The 22,135-nt window shown below is 46.2% G+C and carries 18 protein-coding genes; 12 read left to right on the top strand and 6 right to left on the bottom strand.

The genetic code is table 11. The features are described 5' to 3' along the window. Window positions 1-9 precede the first annotated feature (9 nt). Together FS373_RS12090 and gltB are read right to left on the bottom strand one after the other, a co-directional pair. The gene (locus FS373_RS12090; protein ID WP_152829539.1) at window positions 10-1,416 is read right to left on the bottom strand and encodes an FAD-dependent oxidoreductase; all 1,407 of its coding nucleotides are present in this window, start codon (window positions 1,414-1,416) and stop codon (window positions 10-12) included. A gap of 91 nt (window positions 1,417-1,507) precedes the next feature. Next, window positions 1,508-5,956 (bottom strand): glutamate synthase large subunit, encoded by a 4,449-nt coding sequence (gene gltB / locus FS373_RS12085; RefSeq protein ID WP_152829538.1) that lies wholly within the window; start codon window positions 5,954-5,956, stop codon window positions 1,508-1,510. Window positions 5,957-6,484: 528 nt separating this feature from the next. Here gltB and FS373_RS12080 point away from each other — a divergent pair. Together FS373_RS12080 and FS373_RS12075 are read left to right on the top strand one after the other, a co-directional pair. Further along, window positions 6,485-7,411, top strand: a complete 927-nt coding sequence (locus tag FS373_RS12080; protein WP_144047740.1) for a TIGR01212 family radical SAM protein — start codon at window positions 6,485-6,487, stop codon at window positions 7,409-7,411. A 173-nt stretch (window positions 7,412-7,584) separates the two neighbouring features. Continuing rightward, entirely contained in the window at window positions 7,585-7,950 is a 366-nt protein-coding gene (locus tag FS373_RS12075) for an Hpt domain-containing protein (protein ID WP_005502146.1), read from the top strand. 141 nt (window positions 7,951-8,091) lie between these two features. Here the strand turns inward: FS373_RS12075 and FS373_RS12070 are convergent, their stop codons facing one another. Continuing rightward, window positions 8,092-8,391 carry a GGDEF domain-containing protein gene (locus tag FS373_RS12070; protein WP_322619503.1) on the bottom strand — a complete coding sequence of 100 codons (300 nt, stop codon included), beginning with the start codon at window positions 8,389-8,391 and terminating at the stop codon, window positions 8,092-8,094. A 141-nt stretch (window positions 8,392-8,532) separates the two neighbouring features. Between FS373_RS12070 and oxyR the strand changes: the two genes are divergently transcribed. Further along, a complete protein-coding gene (gene oxyR / locus FS373_RS12065; protein ID WP_144047738.1) occupies window positions 8,533-9,444 on the top strand; it encodes a hydrogen peroxide-inducible genes transcriptional activator OxyR in 912 nt (303 codons plus the stop codon). Window positions 9,445-9,495: 51 nt separating this feature from the next. On the opposite strand, the gene FS373_RS12060 is transcribed toward oxyR, so the two are convergent. Both FS373_RS12060 and mutH read right to left on the bottom strand, forming a co-directional pair. After that, a complete protein-coding gene (locus FS373_RS12060; RefSeq protein ID WP_144047737.1) occupies window positions 9,496-10,575 on the bottom strand; it encodes an adenylate/guanylate cyclase domain-containing protein in 1,080 nt (359 codons plus the stop codon). A 122-nt stretch (window positions 10,576-10,697) separates the two neighbouring features. Next, entirely contained in the window at window positions 10,698-11,372 is a 675-nt protein-coding gene (mutH, locus tag FS373_RS12055) for a DNA mismatch repair endonuclease MutH (protein ID WP_152829536.1), read from the bottom strand. Window positions 11,373-12,074: 702 nt separating this feature from the next. Between mutH and rppH the strand changes: the two genes are divergently transcribed. From rppH to FS373_RS12010, 9 genes are all read left to right on the top strand, one after another. Beyond that, the gene (gene rppH, locus FS373_RS12050; protein ID WP_144047735.1) at window positions 12,075-12,611 is read left to right on the top strand and encodes an RNA pyrophosphohydrolase; all 537 of its coding nucleotides are present in this window, start codon (window positions 12,075-12,077) and stop codon (window positions 12,609-12,611) included. Window positions 12,612-12,687: 76 nt separating this feature from the next. Then, the gene (gene ptsP, locus FS373_RS12045) at window positions 12,688-14,913 is read left to right on the top strand and encodes a phosphoenolpyruvate--protein phosphotransferase (protein WP_144047734.1); all 2,226 of its coding nucleotides are present in this window, start codon (window positions 12,688-12,690) and stop codon (window positions 14,911-14,913) included. Continuing rightward, window positions 14,913-15,716 (top strand): sulfite exporter TauE/SafE family protein, encoded by an 804-nt coding sequence (locus tag FS373_RS12040; protein WP_144047733.1) that lies wholly within the window; start codon window positions 14,913-14,915, stop codon window positions 15,714-15,716. Before ptsP ends, FS373_RS12040 begins: the two co-directional genes overlap by 1 nt. Window positions 15,717-15,824: 108 nt before the next feature. Then, window positions 15,825-16,676, top strand: coding sequence for a thymidylate synthase (locus FS373_RS12035; RefSeq protein WP_144047732.1), 852 nt, complete (start codon window positions 15,825-15,827; stop codon window positions 16,674-16,676). A 324-nt stretch (window positions 16,677-17,000) separates the two neighbouring features. Then, window positions 17,001-18,182 carry a Na+/H+ antiporter NhaA gene (gene nhaA / locus FS373_RS12030; protein ID WP_144047731.1) on the top strand — a complete coding sequence of 394 codons (1,182 nt, stop codon included), beginning with the start codon at window positions 17,001-17,003 and terminating at the stop codon, window positions 18,180-18,182. Between the two features lie 28 nt (window positions 18,183-18,210). Then, entirely contained in the window at window positions 18,211-18,594 is a 384-nt protein-coding gene (locus tag FS373_RS12025) for a hypothetical protein (protein WP_144047730.1), read from the top strand. 52 nt (window positions 18,595-18,646) lie between these two features. Next, window positions 18,647-19,558 carry a transcriptional activator NhaR gene (gene nhaR, locus FS373_RS12020; protein ID WP_144047729.1) on the top strand — a complete coding sequence of 304 codons (912 nt, stop codon included), beginning with the start codon at window positions 18,647-18,649 and terminating at the stop codon, window positions 19,556-19,558. A gap of 173 nt (window positions 19,559-19,731) precedes the next feature. Continuing rightward, entirely contained in the window at window positions 19,732-19,971 is a 240-nt protein-coding gene (locus tag FS373_RS12015) for a succinate dehydrogenase assembly factor 2 (protein WP_144049078.1), read from the top strand. After that, window positions 19,952-20,419: a protein YgfX gene (locus tag FS373_RS12010; protein WP_229380975.1), complete on the top strand. Its 468-nt coding sequence runs from the start codon at window positions 19,952-19,954 to the stop codon at window positions 20,417-20,419. Before FS373_RS12015 ends, FS373_RS12010 begins: the two co-directional genes overlap by 20 nt. Here FS373_RS12010 and nadB read toward each other — a convergent pair. Then, window positions 20,416-22,029 (bottom strand): L-aspartate oxidase, encoded by a 1,614-nt coding sequence (nadB, locus tag FS373_RS12005; protein WP_144047728.1) that lies wholly within the window; start codon window positions 22,027-22,029, stop codon window positions 20,416-20,418. The two genes, FS373_RS12010 and nadB, sit on opposite strands and share 4 nt — an antisense overlap. Window positions 22,030-22,135: the final 106 nt, after the last annotated feature.

Below are 22,135 nucleotides of genomic sequence, written 5' to 3'. Positions count from 1 at the left end.
TGTTTGTCATCACTCAAAGGTATTGAGAATACCCAGTGCCGCATCTCGCCCTTCGGCGATCGCTGTCACGACTAAGTCTGAACCGCGCACCATATCACCACCGGCGAACACCTTAGGGTTTGTCGTTTGGAATGGATTATCGGCAGCTTTCGGTGCCACTACGCGTCCCCACTGGTCAAGGTCAACATTATGATCTTTGAGCCAGCTAGCAGGACTGGGTTGGAAACCAAAGGCGATGATGATGGCATCGGCTTCGAGTAAGGCTTCACTGCCCTCCATCACCTTGGCGCGGCGGCGTCCACTGGCATCGGCTGCACCCATCTGGGTTTCAGCGCAGGTGATGCCGATCACTTGTCCATCTTGGGTTTCGATAGATACAGGCTGTCTGTTGAAGAGGAAGTTGACGCCTTCCTCTTTAGCATTTTGCACCTCGCGGCGAGAACCCGGCATGTTGGCTTCATCACGGCGATAGGCACAAGTGACCTCTTTGGCCCCCTGACGAATAGCGGTGCGGACACAATCCATGGCGGTGTCGCCACCGCCTAGTACCACGACCCTCTTGCCTTCGAGGCTCAGGTAAGGTGACTCGGTATCTTGGGTACCCATGATGTGATGGGTATTGCCGATCAGGTAAGGCAGCGCCTGATGAACGCCTTGGGCATCTTCACCGGGCAAACCCGCCTTCATGGCTGTGTAGGTTCCCATACCTATAAATACGGCGTCATAGTCATTGATTAAGTCGTCGAATGGCAGGTCCTTGCCTATGGTTACACCCAGTTTGAATTCGATCCCCATGCCTTGCATTACTGTGCGGCGAGTCGCCATCACAGCTTTATCCAGCTTAAATGCCGGGATACCATAGGTGAGCAGGCCGCCAATCTCAGGGTTCTTGTCGAATACTACAGCTTGAACACCGTTACGGGCGAGAATGTCGGCGCAGCCAAGTCCTGCCGGTCCGGCTCCGACAATGGCGACTCGCTCTTTTCTGGCCACGACTTTACTCAAGTCGGGGCGCCAGCCCTGTCCGATTGCGGTATCTGTGATGTACTTTTCTACGTTGCCGATAGTCACGGCGCCAAACTCTTCGTTGAGCGTACAGGCGCCCTCACATAATCTGTCCTGTGGGCAGACTCGACCACAAATCTCAGGCAAGGTATTAGTCTCATGCACCAGATCTGCCGCTTCCATTATGCGTCCCTCTTTAGCCAGTTTCAGCCAGTTTGGGATATAGTTGTGCAGCGGACATTTCCATTCACAATAAGGGTTACCACAATCGAGACAACGGTCCGATTGCTCTTTTACCTGGCTCTGAGCGAACGGCTGATAAATCTCAATAAATTGAGTGGCACGCTTCTTTACAGGGTGCTTTACCGGATCGATACGATCGACTTCGATAAATTGAAAATCATTGCTCATAGCGTTATTTCCCCCGCTGTACCTTCAACGTCTAATTCTGTTTTCTCATGCATAATCACGATAAATTTAAAGTTATTGTTCATCTTATTATTTACCCCGCGATCACTTTTAGTTCAGGTTGTTGCTGCTCGAGTCTCAATAGATCCGAGACAAGGACATTCTTAGGTTTGACTAACACGAAGCAGTCGAGCCAATTTTCGAAATCATTCAACAGCATTTTCGCGTGTTCACTGCCCGTTTCTGCCAGGTGTTCTTCAATTAGCCCCTTCAGATGCTGCTGATGTATGGGTGAGTCGAGTTTTTGAGTATCGACCGACTCGGTATTCACTCTTCGGTTAAAACGGCCAAAACGGTCGAATACATAGGCGAAACCACCAGTCATTCCGGCGCCAAAGTTAACCCCTGTTTTACCCAATACCAGGACAATTCCGCCAGTCATATATTCACAACCGTTATCGCCCAGACCTTCAACGACTGCAAGTGCTCCTGAGTTTCTGACCGCGAAACGTTCCCCTGCAATTCCAGACGCAAATAACTTGCCGCCAGAAGCGCCATAGAGACAAGTGTTACCTATGATAGATGAGCGCTCGCTCTGGAAGTTGCTACCCAGAGGGGGATGTATGGTGATCTTACCGCCTGACATGCCTTTACCGACATAGTCGTTGGCATCACCACAGATAGTTAACTCTATGCCCGGGCTGTTCCAAACACCGAAGCTCTGACCCGCGCTGCCATGAAACTGCAGGTTAATGGGGGATTTTGTTCCCTCTTTACCCACAGTAGTGGCCACGAATCCCGACAATGCAGCACCAACGGAGCGGTCGATATTGCCAATCTCGAAGCGAGCGGATATTGACTCGCCTTGCTCAACGGCGTCTTTGCATTTGGCTAAGATCTCTTGGTTTAGCTTACCGATATCTGAGGTCGGGTTGAGCTCTTTCCAGGTAACAGCGCTGCCCTCAGGGACCTCAGGTGTGTACAAGATGGCGCTTAAGTCGAGACCATTTTGCTTAGGAGTGTCACCGCTCAGTGCATATAACCAGTCGCTACGACCCACGAGTTGTTCAAACTCGGTGACGCCTAAGGCCGCCATCTCTTCGCGAATTTCTCTGGCAACGAACTCAAAATAGGTCATCACACGCTCGGGAAGGCCATGATAATGCTCGTTTCTGAGTTGCTTATTCTGGGTTGCTATGCCTGTTGCACAATTGTTGAGGTGACAAATACGCAGGTATTTACATCCCAGGGCTATCATAGGCACAGTACCGAAACCGAAGCTTTCCGCTCCTAATAAGGCTGCCTTGATGACGTCTCTGCCCGACTTTAAGCCCCCATCGACCTGAAGGCGGATCTTATGACGCAAGCCGTTCTTCACCAGAGACTGATGCACTTCGGCAAGTCCTAGTTCCCACGGGCTGCCCGCATATTTAACTGAGGTTATTGGGCTGGCACCGGTACCGCCATCGTAACCTGAGATGGTGATCATATCGGCGTAAGCCTTGGCCACGCCAGTGGCTATGGTGCCAACACCAGGCTCTGAAACCAACTTAACCGAGATCAGCGCCGTAGGATTAATCTGTTTAAGATCGAAAATTAGCTGGGCTAAGTCTTCAATCGAGTAAATATCATGATGCGGTGGTGGCGATATTAATGTCACTCCGGGTTTGGCATTACGCAGACCCGCGATCTCAACACTCACCTTATCACCGGGTAGCTGACCGCCTTCACCGGGTTTTGCCCCTTGGGCTACCTTGATCTGTAACACTTCGGCATTAACCAAATAATGGGCGGTGACACCGAAGCGCCCCGACGCTATTTGCTTGATCTTGGAGTTACCTTCGGTGTTGAAGCGGCGTGGATCTTCTCCGCCTTCACCCGAGTTAGAACGACCGCCGAGTCGATTCATCGCTACGGCGAGCGCTTCGTGTGCCTCAGGGCTGAGTGCGCCAATGCTCATGGCCGCACTGTCAAATCTTGTATATAAGTTAGTGGCCGACTCGACACTGTCTAATGCCACCGCTGGCAGCTCTCCCTTAACTTCGATGAGATCTCTCAGTGTCGCTACCGGACGCTTGTCTACTAGCTCAGTGAAGCGCTTATAAGTGGGGTAATCTTTGTCTTTCAAGCAAGCCTGAAGCGTGTTGACTACATCCGGGTTGAAGCTGTGATACTCGCCCCCTTCGACATACTTCAATAATCCACCTTGGCTGAGTGGTTGGTGTGCCTGGAAAGCAACTTTATGAAGCTTGACCTGATCTTGCTCAAGTAGGTCAAAGCTGGCCCCTTCGATACGGCTAATCACCCCATTGAAACAGAGGTTAACAACATCGCTTGCCAGGCCTATGGCCTCAAATTGTTGACTACAACGGTATGAAGCCACTGTGCTGATGCCCATTTTCGACATGATCTTTCTCAGACCTTTATCGATACCCTGGCGGAAATTGAGCATCAATCTACGTGTGTCGGCAATATCGCTCTTCTTCGCTAGTGCGCAGATAGATTCATAGGCCAGATAGGGGTAGATGGCTGTGGCACCGAATCCGAGCAGCACGGCAAAATGATGCGGGTCTCTCGTCGTCGCTGTTTCAACCACGATATTGGTGTCACAACGTAGACTCTTGTTGACGAGTACATACTGTATGGCTCCTACGGCCATGGCAGCTGGAATAACCTGTTTAGACTTGTCGGTGGCTCTGTCGGATAAGATGAGTAGAGTGGTCCCTGTTCTGGCCAGTCTCTCGGATTCGTCACAGACTCGAGTGATGGCTTTCTCTAATCCTTCACTCAAGTCATAGTTTAGATCTATGGTGTTGGCACGATAATACATAGAGTCCAAGGCCATGAGCTGATTGAAATCACTGTAAAGTAAAACTGGTGAGTTAAACATGACACGATAGGCATGCCCCGTGGTCTCATTAAATAAGTTCTGCTCCCTGCCGACGCATGTGGTGAGAGACATCACGTGCTTTTCTCTCAATGGATCGATCGGAGGGTTAGTAACTTGGGCGAATTTTTGTCTGAAATAGTCGTATATAGTACGAGATTTCTTCGACAGCACGGCCATTGGCGTATCGTCACCCATAGAACCCGTGGCCTCTTCTCCTTTCTGTGCGAGTACCCAGATGACATCTTGCAACTCTTCCCGAGAATAGCCAAATTGCTTGTGGTATTGCAGCAGTTGATCATCGCTAAACTCACTCACTCCCTGTGCCTCATTGGGCAAATCTTCGGCAGGCGTTAGGGTCCGACTGTTTTTAGCCATCCATTCTTTGTATGGGTGGCGACGTTTAAGGTCGTTATCTATCTCGAATGAAGAATACAGCTGACCATTAAGTGTATCTAGCACCAGTAGCTCGCCAGGGCCGACTCGACCTTTTTCGACGACTTCGTCTGGAGCGTAGTCCCATATTCCGACCTCGGAGGCCAGAGTGAGTATTCTATCTTTGGTTATCACATAGCGTGATGGACGCAGGCCATTGCGATCGACCGCACAGGCCACATGTCTGCCGTTTGTCATCACTATCCCTGCTGGACCATCCCAAGGCTCCATATGCATGGAATTGAAGTCGTAGAAGGCTTTGAGCTCTTCATCCATTTCAGGGTTACTTTGCCATGCTGGTGGGATCAACAGGCGCATGGCTCTATATAGGTCCATACCGCCAGCGAGTAACATTTCGAGCATGTTATCCAGGGAAGATGAGTCTGATCCCGTTTCATTGACGAAAGGGGCCGCTTGCTGAAGATCAGGTAAGAGAGGCGCATTGAACTTGTAGGCACGTGCACGTGCCCATTGACGGTTACAGGTTATGGTATTGATTTCACCGTTATGGGCCAGGTATCTAAAAGGCTGAGCCAACGGCCATTTAGGTGAAGTATTAGTGGAAAATCTCTGGTGGAATAGACAGATAGAGCTTTGGAGGCGGATATCGGCTAAGTCGAGATAAAATTCGGGTAGATCCGCGGGCATCATCAAGCCTTTATAGACGATAACTTGACCGGAGAGGCTGGCAACATAAAATTCATCATCGTGAGTCAGTTGCTGCTCTAGGCGGCGTCTGGCCATATAAAGACGACGTTCTAAATCCTTCTCCCGCCAACCAATGGGAGAGTTAATCAATGCCTGGTAAATTTGTGGCTGACTCGTCTTACCGATAGGCCCTAACACCTCAGGGTTGACGGGGACTTTTCTCCAACCGGCAACACTTAAGGTTTCTTTTTCTAGCTCGCGCTCAAGAAGCTGTTGGGCTTGCTGGGCTAATTTGTCATCTTGATTGAGGAAGAACATGCCTACCGCAAATTTACGGCTCAGATGCCAATCATTTTCTGCGGCAACGGCTTCAAAAAACTTAACGGGCATTTGCATGAGTAACCCACAGCCATCACCAGTACGACCGTCAGATGCAACACCACCACGGTGTTTCATGCGATCCAACCCCTGGATTGCTGTTCTTACTATTCGGTGGCTGGGTTCACCGTCCATTTGGGCTATTAGGCCAAAACCACAATTGTCTCGCTCAAAACTGGGGTGATATAAGCTCATACACGACTCCATAAACTATAACTAAAATACTACTCGGGGAAATTCTTGTTATATATATGCACCCGAACCATTCAAATTAACCCTTGATAGTGCAAAGGTCAAACCAAATTATTGCATAAAATATGGTTGTTAACGCCTGTTAGATACAGGTTTAATAATGCGTTTACGTTTACGTTAACTGTTAAAGTTGCTGTATAACGTTATGAATAAAAAGAATTTTAGCTTTGTGTTGAATGTTAATTTACTAAGTGGTAACAAACTGAAGTTCACATATTATTTTATTAAAAGTGATTTTTTTTGCATCTGCAATGAATTATTCTTGAATCTTACGTGTGATTATTTATGCATGGCTAGTGATTTAAGTAACACTGTTTAGCCTGGTTTTGATCTGGATCTCATTAATCTGAGCCGAATTGAACGCCTGAGAGTAAAACTTTCGACTGTCAAGAGTTTGATATAACGCGATGTTTGCGATGGGAGGATGGATTAAAATATTGTGATTGTTTTCCTAGATAATTAGAGTAAAGAGTGGGACTGGATCATTACGTCAATACCTTTGGTGTTGCTTGCAAGAAGCAATATGGTGAAAAGCTTAAAAAATTAACCATAGATGCGAAATTTACTTGCCCTAATCGGGATGGCACCTTAGGCAAAGGCGGATGTACCTATTGTAATGTGGCTTCTTTTAGCTTTGAACATGGCACTGAGCTCTCCATACAGGAGCAACTCAAGCTAGGCCGTGAAAGGGCTAGGGGGAAAGCTTCGAAATATATCGCTTACTTTCAAGCTTATACCAGTACATATGATGAGTATCGAGTCCTGAAAGCTAAGTATGATGAAGCCATCAGGGATCCCGATATTGTGGGGCTTTGCGTAGGTACTCGACCAGATTGCGTGTCTGATGAAGTCATAGATTTACTCCTGGGTTATCAAAACCAAGGAATAGAGGTCTGGCTCGAACTCGGTTTGCAGTCGGCGAATGATAAGACCCTTAAGCGGATCAACAGAGGGCACACATATAATGACTACCGCGATACCGTACTAAGAGCCAGGGCAAAAGGGCTTAAAGTTTGCACCCACCTTATTCTTGGGCTACCCGGTGAAAGTCATCAAGACTACTTATCTTCTCTCGAAGCAGTGCTCAGTGCCGGCGTCGATGGCCTTAAATTACACCCTCTACATATTGTCGAAGGCAGTACTATGGCCAAAGCATGGCGAAATGATCGCATGTCACTGCTAACCATGGAAAAATATGCCTATAGTGTCGGAGAATTGATCCGGTATACACCCAAAAATATTATATTTCACCGTGTTACTGCTTACGCTAAGAAACCCATGTTATTAGCCCCTGACTGGTGTGCATTTCGTTGGGATGGCTTGGTCGCGATTGTGAATGATTTGAAAGCCAAGGGAGAGCAAGGGAGTTATTTGAATTTTAAGATAAACTCGTTCTAGAGCCAAAGATATTGCAGTTAAATAACAGATTCAATTAATAAACAGTTAATGAATGGTTAAAAAGTATCAGTTTTTACTGACATATCACTCAATTAGTTGCACCAGCAATTATAGCGGGTATTATGTGGTAAATAGTCTTTAATATAGTCAAAATTTTTGAGAGGTGCCTGAAGATGGCAACAGCTGAAATAGAATCAATTTTGGATCTTAATACACTAGAACAATACTGTAGCGCTATCGGTGCAGGTACCTTATTGAAAAGTGTCGTGTTATTTGAGCAACTAATGCCAGAGTATGTGGGCAACCTGGTTAATGCCAAAGAAGCGCAAGATAAAGATACATTATGCTCTGAAGCTCATAAATTTAAAGGGGCTGCGGGTTCTGTCGGTCTAAAGCGAATACAGCAATTTGCTCAGTTACTCCAGCACGGCGAAGAGGCTGCCTGGGCTACTGAACATGATGTCTGGTTACAAGCCATCGTCGATCATGCTAGCCAAGATTTGGCCGAGCTTAAGCAATACTTAGAATCTAAAGCTTAATTATTAAATAAGAATTCCTACCTCTTGCTAAAGCATGGGGTAAAGAAAGCCCCGATGACCCAAGATACAGCTTGGGTCATCGGGGCTTTTTATTTGTTCAGTTCAAACTACACAAGGCTCTTGATGAGTTATTGAGTGTATTCAGGCTTGCTCTTTAACGATGCAAGGCTTCAATGTTGCGAGTTCAAATCTATCACGACCTAAGCTTTTAGCTCGATACAGGGCTTTATCCGCTAAGCTCAATAGCTTCGTTTCTTCAAAATCTGTCTGGTGCGAAACGCTGGCTACACCTTGGCTTATGGTGACACCTATATTGCCCCTGGGCGTTAGAATGGGCTTGCTGCTTATGGCTATGCTGAGCTGATGGGCAACATGTGCCGCTCCCTGTATATGGGTATTAGGCATTAAGATAACGAACTCTTCACCACCATATCGACAGATGGCATCACATATTGGCCAATTTTTAATGGGTTAAGTAGATTTTGTTCACATATTAGAGGTGAAGCTTAGTCGCTTTACTTGGCCTATGTGGTAAAGTTAAATTGAATTTTTGGATAAATATTGTTGTTGGTAATCGATTTTATGAAACATTTACCCAGTTTGAAAAACCTATTCTATTTGGTTAATTTGCATCAAGAACAGAATTTCAATAGAGCTGCGAAGGTGTGTCATGTCAGCCAATCAACGCTTTCGAGTGGTATTCAAAATTTAGAAGAACAACTCGGTCATCAGTTGATTGAGCGTGATCATAAGTCATTTATCTTCACAGCCATTGGAGAGGAAGTCGTTCAGCGTTCGAGGAAATTACTGACCGATGTGGACGATCTGGTAGAACTTGTGAAACACCAGGGCGAGCCTATGACCGGAGATATCCGACTCGGGTGTATTCCAACCATAGCGCCCTTCTTGTTGAGTAAGGTGGTTAAGCATTGCCAGAGTACCTATGCTGATTTAACGTTATTCTTGAAAGAGGATACCACAGAGCGTTTATTGGATGCCTTGGGAAAGGGCGAGTTAGACCTGTTACTGCTGGCTCTACCTGTGGATACCAGTGGTTTTCATAGTATGAAGGTGGGGATAGACCCGTTTAAGCTTGTTGTTCACGAGGAGCTGACGGATGTCATACATGAACCCCTGGATTATGAATCTCTGCCCGATCAAAGCATTTTTTTGCTACAGGCTGAGCACTGTATTACCGGTCATGCCGTGAGCGCCTGTGAGCTTGCTAATAGTGCTAAGGTCAATCCGTTCGCCGCAACGAGTCTGCATACCTTAGTGCAGATGGTGAACAGTAAGCTTGGAACGACTTTTCTGCCTCAGATGGCAATCGATGCCGGGATATTAAATGATACTGAATTGAGAGTGATGCAGCCTCCGGGTGAAGCCCCATACAGAGAGATTGGTCTGGTTTGGCGTCAGACATCGAGTCGAATATTAACCTTTAGAACCTTGGGCTTGGCGATTCAAAATATATTAGAACAGAAAGATAACTAAACTATATCGCCATCTGGCAGGATTGCTTGATGGCGCTACTCTTGTTTATCCTTAAGCTTTATCGGATTTAGGTACGACGCTGAATACTTCTGTAGAGTGCTGTTTACCTTTGAGTTTGATGGGTCCTAAGCTGTTAATCTCATATTGGCTGGAATCCATATCTACTCGGGACGCGAGAGAGCCCGATATCAACATTCTTTGCCCTAAAGGATTACATTGATCTTGTAGTCTGGCCAGAGTATTTAATACATCACTGAAGAAACTTATCTCTTGCTTCTGTACGCCAACCACAGCAGCCACAACCTGACCACAATGAGCCGCAGCCTTAAATTTAGGCACGAATCCATATTGCTCTTCAAAATATTGTCGTTGCCATTTAAGCTGCTGGCTGAATTCATAGTAGATATTAAAGCTACGGTCTTTCTGAACTCCGTATTCTAAGGGCCAATGGATCAGGACTGCATCGCCCATATATCGGTAAATCTCGGCTTCATTGTTAACTACTGTGTCAGAAAGTAAGCTAAAGCTATCTTGAATCAAGCGGCTAAAACGATAGTCACCTAAAGACTCGGCATGAGTCGTTGAGGCAACCATGTCTAAATAAAGAAATAATCTCTGTTCATATCTGGGTTTATGGTATTTACCCAGGCCAATATTAAGCAATACTCTGGGGCCGACCAGAAGTGCCATCTGTTCGATAAAGGCTAAACTGACTCTGACGACAACGAGATAGACGATTAACGCTTGGAACGATGGGCTGTAAAGAATATGTGCAGTCAACATCTGCCTCAATGTCGACATATGGTTTTCTATGGCCCACATGTTCAAAAATTGGGTCATATAAGCAAGTGTCGTCGCACCAAGCAGCAGGAACAGGCCTTTAAAAATAACAGAGAATATGTATGGCAGTCTGTTGATTGCACTGAAGTCGGCAATCAGGTTCGACATCCAATGTAGGCTACCGAATATGATCCCCATATAAATAGCGAGTGTGGCGAGATCTGCAGTTCCTATCGCCCATTGAGGAAGGTCCGGAGCTTGGGCATACCTGAAAAACACAAAGGCCGCCATGGCTATTCCCCAGGCGGAAATCGCAAAAATAAGTTTTTTTGCTTGTATACGTGCTCTCACGGTATTTGAATGTTCCTAACGTAGGTCTATTGGTTCAGGAGGCGCTAGTCTATAGAAAATGACCCTATGATTTCCAGTAGTATTTGTGATCTTGGTCAAATGAAGATGATATCGGTTGATATTCAGTTAAAAAAACGCGAAAGGATCGATTGTGTGAAGGGAATTTTAAGATAAAAGCCTCTAGGGTTGGTCAATCTCTTTGACCCGTCTTTACCGATACTCTGGGTTACTGAGCGACTATTTGCTCCCTTTGGCCTAAGTTGTAGTACTTCGCCATGTCTGGCGGTGAGCTGTTGTACCTGTCCCATGGCAATGAACTCCATTATCTCTTCCCAATCTTGCTTCAGCAGGGCGAGTTCATCTGGTGTTGGAGACCATAAAATGGGAGTACCTATCTGTCTTTGGGCTACCGGAATGTTACGGCTTCCTTGTACGGGAACCCAGAGCACTGTCTGCAACTTATGATAGACAATACTTTTTTCCCAAGTCAGGCCTTGTATACCGACCAAGGGGGCAACAGTCACATAAGTGGTCTCTATCGGTTTACCCTTGTCATCGATGGGGATCGTTTTTAACTCTACACCTAGATGCAGAAAATCCTGCTCCGGTCTTGAACCTGCAAGTGCCCCGAGTTCATATTCGATCAGCTGACCCACCCAGCCCTTATCTCTTTTAAGATCGGTTGGAGTCGTGAATCCGTGAGAATCGGCAACTTGGCCTAGAGTCAGGCCAGCCATGCTGTTGGCTCGTTGCATCAGTTCTTCTATAGTTTGGGGGGAAGGAGGCGTTGTTTTCATTTAAAGGATTTTACCTAAGATATTAGATAATACCAGTTAGTTTAAATATCTGGTCATTAAATGTACCAATTGGGAGGTGTTAATAACTATTGTTCACCACCTTCACTTAAGTCACTAAAAAAAATGATATATTTCCCCGTGTTGACCGACGTAGTCAATCAATTTGAAGATTACATTATTCTTGCCCCTACTTTTCCAACATACTTATCCACAGATTCATTGGATAACTCAATTTTTTAGTCAACCAAGTCGGAGAATACTGCTTGCCAAACAATAAATTCATCTATTTTTCTCCATAATGAGCCGACTTTTACCATGGCCTGTGAATAAACTAATAAAATGTTCCTATGAGTTATTCAAAAACCTACTATGGTTAAAAAATAGACCGTTAAGGGGCTTGTATAGAGTTGGTTAGATTTTTTTGTGTTTAAGTGATTGATAGTTTTGTTTAAATTGCCTTTTGGTTAAATGGTAATACACATTTCAACCTGCTTTTTTTTTGACTGTTTAAGGCCTATATATAAGTTAAGAACAGAGATATCCACAGAATTTGTGGATATCATTGCTATTGGTTATCGGTTTCTGTTGATAAAAGTGGTTATTTAGCTTTTTTATCCAAAGTTAATCTGCTACATGTCATTTGCCGCAGCCTCGGCTTTGTGAAACAATCGTGAGATTGAAATTGTAAAATACGGAGTCCATGTGATTGATAGTGACGGCTTTCGCGCAAATGTGGGCATCATTATCTGTAATCGCTTTGGGCAGGTAATGTGGGCCAGAAGGTTTGGCCAACATTCCTGGCAATTTCCTCAAGGGGGAGTTGATGAAGGTGAAACTCCTGAAGAGGCGATGTATAGAGAGCTTTATGAAGAAGTGGGGTTAAAACCTGAACATGTTCAGATTTTAACGTCGACTCGCTCCTGGTTGCGTTACAGATTACCTAAACGTTTGATTCGACAAGATAGCAAACCTGTCTGCATTGGGCAGAAACAAAAGTGGTTTTTACTCCAGTTGAAAAGTGGTGAGAGTGCAATCAATCTCAATGCTTGTGGTCACCCCGAGTTCGATGACTGGCGTTGGGTGAGTTACTGGTACCCCGTTAGGCAAGTCGTGTCCTTTAAGCGGGATGTATATAGAAAAGCGATGAAGGAATTTGCGCCGACGGCACTGCCGTTTCAATCGCGAGAATCTCATTACGGTAATAATCACAGTAATAAAAGAAGAAACAGGCGGCGTTAACGCTTGTATAAACAATCTGGCCTTAAGCCTTAAATAGAATAGAAAATAATTGAGTTGTGTAATAGGGAGTGACTAATTGCTTAAGATGCTAAGAGATATCACACAAGCGGTGGCAGCGGCGCAAGATCTCCACTCAGCTTTAGATATGCTCGTTTCTCGTACTAAAACCGCGATGACAACTCAGTGCTGTTCTATATATCTGTTAGAGGATGAGCAACTGGTGCTCTCTGCAACAGATGGCTTATTGCAAAGTGCTGTAGGCCAAGTGAAAATGTCACTCTCAGAAGGTTTGGTTGGCCTGGTTGCCGAGCGAGAAGAGCCGATTAATCTAGCCGATGCACAGCAGCATCCTAGATTTAAGCAGTTTGAAGAAGCCGAGGAGGCAAGCTTTCGGGCATTCCTCGCAGCCCCTATCATCTATCAGAAACGAATTTTAGGTGTTTTGGTGGTTCAGCAAGCCGATACCCGTCTGTTCAGTGAGGGGGAAGAAGCGTTCTTAATGACATTGGCGGCTCAGCTCGCTATGGCGATAAGAAACCTGCGAAAGAAAGCCGAAGCACCAGACCTATTGCACTTTACGGGAACTTCTGCAGCAAACGGCATTGCTATAGCACATGCTTTGGTCATAGGCGGTCAGATAGAATTAGCCCAGCCTGAAGTAAAAGTGACCGACAGCAAGGCTGAAGTGGTTCGTTTGAACATTGCCATAGAAGCGTGTAAAGACACGCTTTCATCCTTGTCTCAGCGCTTCGAGCAAGAAGAAGATCATGAAGTTGTCTCTATATTTTCGGCTTTGCAGTTACTGCTCGATAACGCCAGTCTGGGTGGCGAATATATCAAGGAGGTAGGAGAGGGCTGGAGCGCCGTTTCCGCTGTGAGTCGGGTCTCTTTGCGTTATATAGAAGAGTTTACCCAAATGAAAGATCTCTATCTTAAGGAGCGAGCCGGAGATATTCGTGATCTTGGTCTACGGGTACTACGTCTGCTTATTGAGCCTGAAAGAATGGGTTTCGAGCCCGATGTGCCGGTGATATTAGTCACTAAAGAAGCCGATGCGACCATGTTAGCCGAGTTCCCGCGTCACAAGTTGGTCGGCATAGTGACAGAGCAGGGCGGTGTTAATTCCCATGCCGCGATTTTAGCTCGTGCATTAGGGGTCCCTGCCATCATAGGCGTAGAAGGGGTACTCACCGCAGGTATCGATAAGAAGTTATTGATCATCAATGCTAACCGAGGACAACTACTGGTTTCACCAGCCCCCGCTCTTATCGCCGAATACAGAAATCTGATCTCGGCTGAAAAAGCTTTACAGAACAGATATGCTCAAGAATTAAACCTGCCAGCTGAAACCATAGATGGTAAACGAATACATCTCTATCTAAATGCGGGTCTACTGAGCAGCTTAGAGTCTGAGATTGCAGAAGGATCTGACGGCGTCGGTTTATACAGAACCGAAATTCCGTTTATGTTGCACCAAAGGTTTCCCAGTGAATCCGAGCAGGTGAAAGTATATCGTCAGGTGCTTGAAATCGCATGCGGTAAGCCTGTCGTGATGAGGACACTCGATGTTGGCGGAGATAAGCCGTTAGCCTATTTTCCTATCAATGAGGAAAACCCATTTTTGGGCTGGCGGGGAATAAGATTATCTTTGGATCATCCCGAGCTTTTCTTAGTACAACTCAGAGCCATGATTCAAGCGGGAGCCGATAGTGACCAGTTACATATTCTCTTGCCCATGGTCAGTAGTTTAGATGAAATAGATCAGGCTATCACTTATCTGGAACAGGCGTACTTTGAGTTAAAAAGTGATCTGGGCAAAGATATTTTTAGACCTAAAATCGGCATCATGATTGAAGTTCCTGCCTTATTGTATCAACTGGCTGAAGTGGCCAGAAGGGTTGATTTTGTCTCTGTTGGCTCTAACGACCTGACTCAATATATGTTGGCTGTAGATAGAAATAACCCTAGGGTGAGCACTCTCTATGATTGTTATCACCCGGGGATCCTCAGGGCTCTGAAGCGGGCCAGATTCGATTGTTGGCAGTACCATCTTCCTGTGAGTGTTTGCGGTGAACTGGCGGGTGAGCCTATCGGAGTCATACTGCTGGTGGCTATGGGTTATGATCAGCTGAGTATGAATCAGGGCAGCCTGGCTCGGATTAACTATCTGCTGCGCCGTGTGTCTCATTCCGATCTGAGCGAGTTACTCGAGATGGCTTTGACGCTGAGTAGTGGTCAAGAGGTGAGGGAGTTGGTGAGAGAGTACTTTGAGTCCAGAGAGCTTGGCGCCATCCTTAACTAATGGATAGTCTATTGTTGCTTTTCTTAAGCTGTCTGCTTCTTGGTGGTGTGATAGGTTTCATGGCGGGTTTGTTAGGCATAGGTGGTGGCATAGTTGCCGTTCCTGTACTCCTGTATCTGTTGCCATCGGTTGGTTTCGATGGGGCCGTTCTTCCCCATGTTGCCATCGCGACCTCCTTAGCCGCCATTATCTTAACCTCCATGTCTTCGGCTCTCGCTCATCACAAGCAAGGTAATATTCCCTGGCCTCTGCTTAAGTCTGTATTGCCTGGACTCATTTTGGGCTCCTTAAGCGCAGGCTTTATTTCAAGTTACCTTAGCGCCAATCTATTGCAGACAAGTTTCGCCGTGTTTGTGATCTGTATGGCTGCTCAGATGATTTTTCCCTATCGAGTGAGCCTTGTTGACAAACAGATGCCTTCGATGCCGATATTATTTGCTGTATCGGCCGTTATTGCTATTATCGCGGCATTGATGGGGATCGGCGGTGGGGTTTTACTTATCCCCTTCCTGAGTTGGTGTGGATTACAGATGAGAAATGCCATAGGCTTCTCCTCCGCATCCGGGGTGTTTATCGCGCTCTTTGGCAGTGTCAGTTACGTACTTTCGGGCTGGAACGTGTCGGGTTTGCCGGAGTGGACCTTAGGTTATGTGTATCTGCCAGCCCTATTAGGTATCGTGATGATATCAGTCTTGATCGCTCCCTTAGGTGTGAAAGCGGCGAGCATCTGGCCGACTAAGATATTGAGGAGGATTTTTGCGCTCCTGCTAGTCGTGGTCGGATTGAAGCTAGCAATAGTTTGAGTTTAGCTTAGATATCACCGAGTAATACTCACAAGTCGTGGGGTGTTTTATCGGGGTGTTTAGTACCGATAATAAATTTTTTAGTGTGCCAGATTAAGGTCAATCGCAATGAAACAATATTTAGAACTTTGTAATCGGATCATCGATGAAGGCACCTGGATCGAAAATGAACGTACCGGTAAAAGGTGTCTCACTGTCATCAATGCCGATCTTGTTTATAACGTAGAGAAGAATGAGTTCCCTTTAATTACTACCCGTAAAAGTTTTTGGAAAGCGGCGATCGCCGAGATGCTGGGGTATATTCGTGGCTTTGATAATGCTGCCGACTTTCGTAAACTGGGTGCTAAGACCTGGGATGCTAATGCCAATGAGAACTTGGCCTGGTTGAATAATCCTCATCGTAAAGGAGAGGATGACATGGGTCGTGTATATGGCGTTCAGGGAAGGGCGTGGAGTAAACCTGATGGTGGCAGCATAGATCAGCTGAAGAAAATTGTCGATAACCTCAAGAAAGGGGTCGATGATCGCGGAGAGATCCTCAGTTTCTATAATCCTGGTGAATTTCATATGGGTTGTTTACGCCCGTGTATGCACACCCATAATTTTTCCCTGTTAGGGGACACATTATATCTCAATAGTTTTCAGCGTTCTTGTGATGTGCCTCTGGGATTGAATTTTAATCAGGTTCAGGTGTTCACTCTTCTGGTATTAATTGCGCAAATTACCGGTAAAAAACCGGGCCAGGCTTACCATAAAATTGTCAATGCTCACATTTATGAAGATCAATTGGATCTGATGCGCGATGTACAGTTGAAAAGAGAGCCCTTCGGGCCAGCTTCCTTGTCTATCAATCCAGACATCAAATCCCTCGAAGATCTTGAGACCTGGGTGACCATGGATGACTTCGAAGTATCAAATTATCAACACCATGATGCCATCAAGTACCCTTTCTCAGTGTAATAGGCCGCTTGGCTTAATTTAGTCTTAATTCACTGAATTTTCAGAGTTAACGAGTGTAGATTCATCCTCTGTTCTGTACTCGTTATACGTTTTCTATGCATAAATCCTCAGCATATTCTTGCGCTGATGCAGATGTCATTAGCATCACTACATTGTTTCTCTTGTGTATTTTTTAACGCCGATTAATTGCACTCTTGATAACTAGTCATTCACTGGTTACACTCGAAAGCTCGGAATTTCCGATGTATATAGCAGATGGAAGCGAATATTCAATGTAAATGTATTCGGCTACACTCAAGTCATTAAGTTTTATTGGAGCGTATTATGGAAAAGGCGATAAAGAATTTTTTAAGCCAAGAATCGGCGGGTGGGATCCTGCTCATGGTAGCGGTTTTGCTGGCCATGCTGATGGCAAACTCGCCTCTGTCTGGTATATATCAAGGTTTTTTAGATACCGAGATGCAGATCAGAGTCGGTAGCCTGGATATTGATAAGACGCTGATACATTGGATTAATGATGGCTTGATGGCGATCTTCTTCATGTTGATTGGCTTAGAAGTCAAACGCGAGTTGCTCGAAGGGGCCCTCTCGAGCAGGGCGCAGGCATCTCTGCCAACGTTCGCCGCTATTGGTGGTATGGCCTTTCCAGCCGGTGTTTATCTGCTATTTAACTATGGCGACCCTATCACTCAAGCCGGTTGGGCGATTCCTGCCGCGACAGATATCGCTTTTGCATTGGGGATCATGGCGCTATTAGGCAGCCGAGTCCCTGTGGCGTTGAAAGTTTTCCTACTCGCGTTAGCGATTATCGATGACCTGGGTGTTGTGGTGATTATTGCACTCTTCTATAGCACTGACTTGTCTATGGTGAGTTTGGTGGTTGCTGCTATCGCGATATTAGGTTTAATCGGTTTAAATCAACGAGGGGTCACAGCTTTAGGCCCATATGGAGTCCTGGGTATGATCCTCTGGATAGCCGTACTAAAGTCAGGTGTACACGCGACACTGGCGGGTGTGATCATCGCTTTCTGTATCCCGCTCAGGGCGAAAGATGGCAGCTCTCCATCCGAGAGTCTGGAGCATAGCCTACACCCTTGGAGTACCTTCATCATCTTGCCAATCTTTGCCTTCGCCAATGCGGGTGTAAATTTAGGTGGGATGAGTTTAGATGCGCTATTTTCTCCGGTGCCAGTAGGTATTGCCTTAGGCCTGCTGTTAGGTAAGCCTCTGGGTGTCCTGTTTTTCAGCTATATTGCGGTAAAGCTTAAATGGGCTGTTCTTCCTGAAGGTATGGGCTGGAGACATATTGCCCCAGTTGCCGTGATGTGTGGTATCGGTTTTACCATGTCTATGTTTATCTCATCTCTGGCATTTGTAGGAGAGGGGGCCGCTTATGGTGATTTTGCCAGGTTGGGCATCTTAGTCGGGTCACTGCTGTCTGCTGTCATAGGTTATTTCTGGTTAGATAAAGTGTTACCCAAAACAGCAGCGAATAACGCTAAATAATAAGATAATTGGTTATGGAGAACACATTATGAGAGTCATCTTTCTAGCATCTGTACTTAGTCTAGGTTTCGCAGCTACAGCTCAGGCCGAGCAATTACAGGCCTGTAACCAGGATATCGCGAGTGTTACATGTCAGCACTATCTCGAAGGCGTCGTCGATGGCGCCATGATGTATAAGCCTAATGCAACCGGGGCGCGTCTTGAAACTGATAGCTACGAGTCCAGGGCACTCAAATATAGAAGCGGTAAACGCTTTCAAGAGGCTAACCGTACTTATTGTGAGAGCCGTATTCCGGATAGACATGTGTTAGTCAATGGACTAGCAGAAGCCTTCTCCGCCGGAACGATTCAGAATGTCGAGTCACTGAAGACCGTGATGTATAGCCTGATGGATTGTCAGAGACTCAAGTAAGTATATTTGGAGTAATCACTATTAACGGGTCCGACTTCGGGTTAGATGATATATGTCACATCTGAACTATAACCATCTCTACTATTTTTGGATGGTACATAAAAAGGGTTCGGTAGCTAAGGCTGCCGAGGCTTTGTGCCTCGCGCCGCAAACTGTGACGGGGCAGATAAGGGTTCTGGAAACACGTTTTAAGGGGAGTCTATTTAAACGAGTCGGTCGCTCCCTCGAGCCTACCGAGCTTGGAGAATTGGTATTTCGTTATGCCGATAAGATGTTTAGTCTTAGCTATGAGATGCTGGATCTACTCAACTACCAAAAAGATGAGAATATTCTGTTTGAGGTGGGCATTGCAGATGCCTTATCTAAAGCCTTGGCGAGTAGAGTCTTACTCTCTGTTGTACCCAGTGATGGCTCCATGCATCTGGCCTGCTTCGAGGCGACACACGAAAGCCTGATGACACGCTTAAGAGAGCATAAGCTGGATATGATCTTATCTGATTGTGCAGGTGAGTCGCTTAAATATCCTGAGATCTTATCTAAGAAATTAGGCGAGTGTGGCATAGCTTTCTTCTCCGCTGAGAAGTATGACAAGCCGTTTCCCGAGTGTTTAGAGCAAGGTAAGTTACTCATTCCTGGGAAGCGAACTTCCCTCGGCCAACAACTGCACCACTGGTTCGATGAAAATGGACTCAACGTCAATATTCTTGGCGAGTTCGATGACGCGGCCATGATGAAGGCCTTCGGATATTTCAAGCAGGGGATCTTCGTGGCTCCTTCTATCTACAAACAAGATATCTTGTCCCATGATATGCATCTGTTAGGTGAAACCACCGACATCAAAGAGGTATATCATGTGATGTTTGCCGAGCGTATGATCCAACATCCGGCGGTGAAACGCCTGTTAGAAACGGATTTCACCGATCTGTTTGAAGGCCGGGACGCCCAAGTTCAGCACTTGTTATAGCATGAGGTTGAACTTTAGCAAACTGGTTCTATCTGATTTATGGGATATCGATGTGGGATAGACGCACCTATTTTATATCCGAGTGGCAGCGGGTGATTTCATCGACTCAAGCCACAACTAAGGTTACACTAGCCCCATAACGAGATCTAGGAGCAAGATGCGTGTCTGAACCAATGAAAATATCGAGAGTGAGATGGGCATGCCGACGGGGGATGCTTGAATTGGACGTTATTTTCCAACCTTTTGTCGAGCGCTATTACGAGCAGTTATCGGTTAAAAACAAAGGGATTTTTGTCAGACTTCTCGAAGGCGAAGACCCTGAGTTATTTGCCTGGTTTATGGGTCATGAACAGTGTCCCGATCCTGAGTTGGCCGAAATGGTCGTACTTGTCCGTGGCAGACCAGCGGCTTAGCTTCAGACTAGCTTCATCCTTCGACCAGCGTCTCGCGTTGGTCGTCCTGGCGAGTGTTTGCTTATGCTCATTTCTCGCCTGGCCTTCTTTAGATAATCTTATCTACCTGATCATTAAATACTGCGCAGCCGGCTTTACTCTAGTGTTTTTTTCTTATCAGTTCTGGCTATTAACATATTGGCACTGTCGATTTAGCTTGAGTCGTGACGGCGAAGGTCAGATAGCTTTTTCGTGCAGGAATCATCTCGCTGCTGTGGATGAAATCGCGACGGAAAAATTCACCTTAGTCATGAGTCCCATCGTCACACCATTAGTGATCTTTTTTTATGTCCACACCCAAGATATGAATGTTGGGCACAGGCGTTTAGTGATCATTTGGGCGGATATGTTAGACGACACAAGTTATCGGCACTTGTGTCGTCTGCTTCTCACGGATCGCAGAAGCTAGCTATCAGGCTGAATTATGGTTGGAATTGGATTATCAGATTGCTCTGGATGATCTATGTTGTAGTGAAGACCGACGCTCTCTTTTCTCTCCATGGCGCAGCGTATGATAAGCTCAGCGACTTGCACTAAGTTTCTCAGTTCCAATAGATTATTACTCACTCTGAAGTTGCTGTAATATTCCTGGATCTCTTGCTGCAGCATGGCGCAGCGACGGCGGGCTCTCTCTAAGCGTTTGTCTGAGCGAACGATGCCGACGTAATCCCACATGAATAGACGCAGTTCATGCCAGTTATGGGCGATGACAACTTCCTCATCCGAGTTCGATACCTTACTTTCATCCCATGCAGGCAATGTTCCCGGCATAGGTATATTATGCAGTTGCCCTTCAATATCTTCACCGGCGGCCCTGGCGAAGACTAAGCATTCGAGCAAGGAGTTACTGGCTAGACGGTTGGCACCATGCAGGCCCGTGTATGCGACTTCGCCGATGGCATATAAGCCGTTAAGGTCGGTTTGTCCGCGAAGGTCTGTCATCACGCCGCCACAGGTATAGTGGGCGGCAGGTACGACCGGGATCGGGTCTGTGGTGATATCGATACCAAATTCCAAGCAACGCTTATGGATCGTTGGAAAGTGCTTAATGACAAAATCTGCCGGCTTATGGGTGATATCTAAATACACACAATCTGATCCTAGCCTCTTCATCTCAAAGTCTATGGCTCGTGCGACTATGTCTCTTGGTGCTAGCTCGGCACGTTCGTCAAAATCTGGCATAAAACGTGTGCCATCTGGGCGTCTAAGATAGGCGCCCTCACCTCGTAGTGCCTCTGTAAGTAGAAAGTTTCTGGCATCGGCATGATAAAGACAAGTAGGGTGAAACTGGTTGAATTCCATGTTGGCAATTCTGCAACCAGCGCGCCAGGCCATGGCAATACCGTCACCCGAAGCTATGTCAGGGTTTGAGGTATATTGATAAACTTTAGAGCTTCCACCAGTTGCCAGGGCGACAAATCTAGCCTTGATGGTCTCAACTTGCTCGACATCTCTATTCCAAACATAAGCCCCTAAGACTCGGTTCCCCGATAAGTTTAATTTGCGAGAAGTGATGAGATCGATGGCGTTGTAACGTTCTAATACCTGGATATTGGGATGGGACTTGGCCCTGTCCTGTAGCGTGACCTGGACCTCTTTTCCCGTGGCGTCGGCCGCATGCAGTATACGTCTGTGACTGTGTCCGCCTTCACGAGTTAAGTGATAGGGGGCATTAGCCGTATCACCGTCACTGGTTTCTTCCTTATCGAAAGCCACACCGCATTCGATTAACCACTCCATTGCGCCCTTGGCGTTTTCGGCGGTAAATTTAACGACGGCTTCATCGCAAAGCCCGGCGCCGGCGACCAAAGTATCGGCCACATGGGACTCTATGGTGTCATCTTTATCGAAGACTGACGCTATGCCACCTTGGGCATAGTAGGTCGAACCTTCACTCAGTGGACCTTTTGAGAGTAAGATAACTTTCGATTTTTCAGCAAGATGCAGTGCTAATGTTAAACCTGCAGCGCCGCTGCCGATAACCAAAACGTCAGATTGGTGTTCAACTACTTGTTTCATCAGGTATCATGGTAAGTTCTGTGAGGTTTAGCTATGGTAAACCAAGCGGGCTTTTTTGGAAAGATTGTTAGTTAACTGAAAATAAATTCATTTCGATGTTATTTTT

The organism is Shewanella sp. YLB-07 (genome assembly GCF_009377275.1).
This window is presented reverse-complemented; position numbering and strand designations above follow the sequence as displayed.